The organism is Kitasatospora sp. NPDC059146 (assembly GCF_042786665.1).
In the GTDB taxonomy this organism is placed as follows: Bacteria; Actinomycetota; Actinomycetes; order Streptomycetales; family Streptomycetaceae; genus Kitasatospora.
This window is the reverse complement of sequence record NZ_JBHZCY010000019.1, coordinates 1-3,773: the sequence shown is the minus strand read 5'-3', so window position 1 is coordinate 3,773 and position 3,773 is coordinate 1. Positions and strand designations below refer to the sequence as shown.

The 3,773-nt window shown below is 73.6% G+C and carries 6 protein-coding genes; 5 read left to right on the top strand and 1 reads right to left on the bottom strand.

The features are described 5' to 3' along the window. Nucleotides 1-203: 203 nt before the first annotated feature. From ACFXPX_RS11260 to ACFXPX_RS11250, 3 genes are all read left to right on the top strand, one after another. Entirely contained in the window at nt 204-323 is a 120-nt protein-coding gene (locus tag ACFXPX_RS11260) for a putative leader peptide (protein ID WP_317621128.1), read from the top strand. A 122-nt stretch (nt 324-445) separates the two neighbouring features. After that, nucleotides 446-724 carry a MoaD/ThiS family protein gene (locus ACFXPX_RS11255; protein WP_097237732.1) on the top strand — a complete coding sequence of 93 codons (279 nt, stop codon included), beginning with the start codon at nt 446-448 and terminating at the stop codon, nt 722-724. A gap of 107 nt (nt 725-831) precedes the next feature. After that, nucleotides 832-1,800, top strand: coding sequence for a PLP-dependent cysteine synthase family protein (locus ACFXPX_RS11250; protein WP_375883090.1), 969 nt, complete (start codon nt 832-834; stop codon nt 1,798-1,800). A 4-nt stretch (nt 1,801-1,804) separates the two neighbouring features. Here ACFXPX_RS11250 and ACFXPX_RS11245 read toward each other — a convergent pair whose 3' ends face one another. Then, nucleotides 1,805-2,260, bottom strand: a complete 456-nt coding sequence (locus ACFXPX_RS11245; protein ID WP_380640759.1) for a type II toxin-antitoxin system PemK/MazF family toxin — start codon at nt 2,258-2,260, stop codon at nt 1,805-1,807. Nucleotides 2,261-2,449: 189 nt separating this feature from the next. Between ACFXPX_RS11245 and ACFXPX_RS11240 the strand changes: the two genes are divergently transcribed. Together ACFXPX_RS11240 and ACFXPX_RS11235 are read left to right on the top strand one after the other, a co-directional pair. Continuing rightward, the gene (locus tag ACFXPX_RS11240; RefSeq protein ID WP_375883096.1) at nt 2,450-2,638 is read left to right on the top strand and encodes a MerR family transcriptional regulator; all 189 of its coding nucleotides are present in this window, start codon (nt 2,450-2,452) and stop codon (nt 2,636-2,638) included. Between the two features lie 221 nt (nt 2,639-2,859). Then, on the top strand, nt 2,860-3,606 hold the full coding sequence (locus tag ACFXPX_RS11235; RefSeq protein ID WP_380640757.1) for an MBL fold metallo-hydrolase: 747 nt from the start codon (nt 2,860-2,862) through the stop codon (nt 3,604-3,606). Nucleotides 3,607-3,773: the final 167 nt, after the last annotated feature.

The window sequence follows — 3,773 nt, the reverse complement described above, 5'->3', positions numbered from 1 at the left end:
GGGGCTCTATCGGGGGGCACCCGGGCGGGGGGGGGGCGCCCCCCCGGGGGGGCCGGGCCCCCCCCCCCCCCGCCCCCCCCCCCCCGCCCGGGGGGGGGGGGGGGCCCCCGGCGTCCCGGAGGAATCTCAGCATCGGAAACGAAAGCATCCGGATCGCGGGACGGGCATGTCGGAGCGGGCCCGGGAATCTATACGATGAGCCCATGCGTTCCGTCGATGTGAGCAACCAGGCCCCGGGCACCCGCCTCGTGGCGCGCCTGCACATCGACCTGTGCCGGCACGCCGGCGCGATCTGTCCCGGCACGCCCGCGCGCTCGCGCTGAGAGCCGCCCCGCCCCACCCGGGCCCCGCCGCCTCCCCGGCGGCGTCGAGCCCCGGGCACCCTCCGCCCCGCCGCGCCCGTTGCGGCCCACCCACCCCACACGACTCGCACAGGAGCGCACCCATGGCCATCGAGGTCCGCATCCCGACCATCCTCCGCACCTACACCGACGGCGCCAAGGCCGTCGAGGGCAACGGCAGCAACCTCGCGGAACTCTTCACCGACCTCGACGCCCGCCACCCGGGCATCGCCGCCCGCCTGGTCGACGGCGGCGAGCTGCGCCGCTTCGTCAACGTCTACCTGAACGACGAGGACGTCCGGTTCCTGGAGGGCATCTCCACCGCCCTCGCCGACGGCGACAGCGTCACCATCCTGCCCGCCGTGGCCGGCGGCGCCCGCTGACCTCCCGGTTCCCCCGGCACCGTCCCCGCGCGTGACGCAACGGGGCCGGCGCCGGGGTCGGGGGAACCGCCCCTCTTCACCCTCATCGCCGTGGCCGGAGGCCTCCCTTGCGATACGACAGTCCGCTCGAAGCCGTCGGCAACACCCCCCTGGTCCGCCTGCCCCGGCTGTCCGCCGCCGTCCCCGGCAACGACGACGGCCTGGTGACCCTCTGGGCCAAGCTGGAGGACCGCAACCCCACCGGCTCCATCAAGGACCGCCCGGCGCTGCACATGATCGAGCGCGCCGAGGCCGACGGCCGGCTCACCCCCGGCTGCACGATCCTGGAGCCCACCAGCGGCAACACCGGCATCTCGCTCGCCATGGCCGCCAAGCTCAAGGGCTACCGGATGGTCTGCGTGATGCCCGAGAACACCAGCGAGGAACGGCGCGAACTGCTCCGGATGTGGGGCGCCGAGATCATCCCCTCCCCGGCCGCCGGCGGCTCCAACACCGCCGTCCGGATCGCCAAGGAGATCGCCGCCGAGCACCCCGACTGGGTCATGCTCTACCAGTACGGCAACCCCGACAACGCGGGCGCCCACTACGCCACCACCGGCCCCGAGATCCTCGCCGACCTCCCCACCGTCACCCACTTCGTGGCCGGCCTCGGCACCACCGGCACCCTGATGGGCGTCGGCCGCTACCTGCGCGAGAAGGTCCCCGGCGTACGGATCGTCGCCGCCGAACCGCGCTACGACGACCTGGTGTACGGGCTGCGCAACCTCGACGAGGGCTTCGTCCCCGAGCTGTACGACGCCGAGGTGCTCACCACCCGCTTCTCGGTCGGCTCCGCCGACGCCGTCCGCCGTACCCGCGAACTCCTCCAGCAGGAGGGCATCTTCGCGGGCGTGTCCACCGGCGCCATCCTGCACGCCGCGATCGGCGTCGGCCGCAAGGCGGCGGCCGCCGGGGAGCGCGCGGACGTCGTGTTCGTGGTCGCGGACGGCGGCTGGAAGTACCTCTCCACCGGCATCTACACCGCCGAGTCCACCGAGGCGGCGGTCGAGGCCTTGCAGGGCCAGCTCTGGGCCTGATGCCCTAGCGTCCCTGGTTCGACACCGCCCGCTGGGCCCGGGACCAGACCTGGCGGTCCACGGTGCCGGCCCGGCGGCGGAAGGCCGACAGCGGCACCTCGCGCAGCTCGTCGGTCTCCAGCCAGCTGGCCCGGCCCTGCCGGTCGCCCACCGAACCCGGCGGCAGCGGCAGCACGCCCGGGCGCTCGGCGTGGTGCTTGCTGGTGATCTTCGCGACGGTGGCGGTCCGGCCGTGCACCCGCAGCACCAGGCAGGGGCGGTCCTTGGCGCCCGGGCCGTCCTCGAACGGCACCTCGGCCCACCAGATCTCCTGCGGCTCCGGCCCGGCCCCGGTGCGCGGGCGCGGGCGGGTCGGGGCGGCCGGGCGGGACGCGGGGCGGGTGCGCCTGACCAGCGCCGCCGCGACGGCGGCCAGCACGGCGACGCCCGCCAGCAGGAGAACGATCCAGATGCCAGTCATGCCGCGAACCGTACCGGGCCGCCGGTGGACGCCACCACCGTGGCGGCCGTGACAGTTGAGCATTTGTCCGTACGTTGCTCCCGGTTCGTCACGGATCCGCCACGACGCCCGTTCTGCGGCCTGCGTCCCGGTGCCGTCCGGAAAGGCTGCCCCACGAACGTCCGCCCCCGTCCCCCCGGAGGTGCCTTCGTGAACAGCGACGCACTGTGGTCGTACGCCGAGATCGCCCGGCACATCAACGTCCAGCCCGAGACCGTCCGCAACTACCGGCGGCACGGACTGCTGCCCGACCCCGACGTGATCGACGGCAGCGGGCACCCCCGCTGGTACCCCGCGACCATCCGCACCTGGGCCCGCAACCGCCCCCGGCACCGCTGATCCGGCGCCGCGGCCCCCGCCCCGGCGGTCTGGGTGATTCCAGCCACAGCCCGGCACGGGGACGGGGGCAAAGTGCTGCTCCGCCCTTACCCTCGACACACCAACGCAGTGCTACCGGCCGGTCCACCGGCCCGGCCTGCCGTTTTCCATGCTTGTTTTCCATGCTGTTTCCATGTCGTACGCCAACAGCAGCCAGGACGTGTCGGGGCGGAGGGGCTCGGATGAAACTGACCGTGGTGGGGTGCTCGGGGAGCTTCCCGTCCGCCGACTCGCCGTGCTCCAGCTACCTGGTCGAGGCCGACGGCTACCGCGTGGTGCTGGACCTCGGCAACGGCGCGCTCGGCGCGCTGCAGAAGTACACCGGCCTCTACGAGGTCGACGCCGTCCTGCTCAGCCACCTGCACGCGGATCACTGCGTCGACCTGTGCGCCTACTGGGTCGCCCGCAACTACCGCGCGGAGGGCTGCCCCGACCTGCTCCCGGTGTACGGTCCGGCCGGCACCGCCGAGCGGCTCGCCCGGGCGTACGACATGCCGGAGAACCCCGGGATGAAGGAGGTGTTCGAGTTCCGCACGCTCACTCCGGGCAGCTTCGGGCTCGGCCCGTTCCGGGTCTCCGTCGCGCAGGTCAACCACCCGGTGGACGCCTTCGCCTTCCGGCTGGAGCACGACGGCCGCGCGCTGGTCTACTCCGGTGACACCGGGGAGAGCCCCGAGCTGGTCGAACTCGCCCGGGACGCCGACCTGTTCCTCTGCGAGGCCGCCTACCTGGACGGCCGCGACACCTACCGGGCCGTCCACCTCAACGGCCGGGAGGCCGGTGAGCACGCGACCGCCGCCGGGGCGCACCGGCTCGTGCTCACCCACATCCCGCCGTGGACCGACGCCGAGCGCAACCGCCGCGACGCCGCCGCCGCGTACGCCGGCCCGGTGGAGCTGGCCCGGGCCGGCGCGGTGTACGAGATCTGATCCCTGCTCCGGACCCGATCCGCTGTCCCTGGTCCGGGCCCCTGCTCTGGATCTGGTCTTCGAAGACGGACCCTAGTGTCCTGAGTCTGGAATTCGCTTCAGATATCCGGCGAGGCGTTCGAGGATCTCGTCGGCGGTCTTGGTCCAGATGTAGGGCTGCGGGTCGG

What these genes read in the sequence shown, in the direction of transcription:
- ACFXPX_RS11260 (WP_317621128.1), top strand. Translation starts at nt 204, where the DNA reads ATGCGTTCCGTCGATGTGAGCAACCAGGCCCCGGGCACCCGCCTCGTG.
- ACFXPX_RS11255 (WP_097237732.1), top strand. Translation starts at nt 446, where the DNA reads ATGGCCATCGAGGTCCGCATCCCGACCATCCTCCGCACCTACACCGAC.
- ACFXPX_RS11245 (WP_380640759.1), bottom strand. Translation starts at nt 2,260, where the DNA reads ATGACTGGCATCTGGATCGTTCTCCTGCTGGCGGGCGTCGCCGTGCTG.
- ACFXPX_RS11235 (WP_380640757.1), top strand. Translation starts at nt 2,860, where the DNA reads ATGAAACTGACCGTGGTGGGGTGCTCGGGGAGCTTCCCGTCCGCCGAC.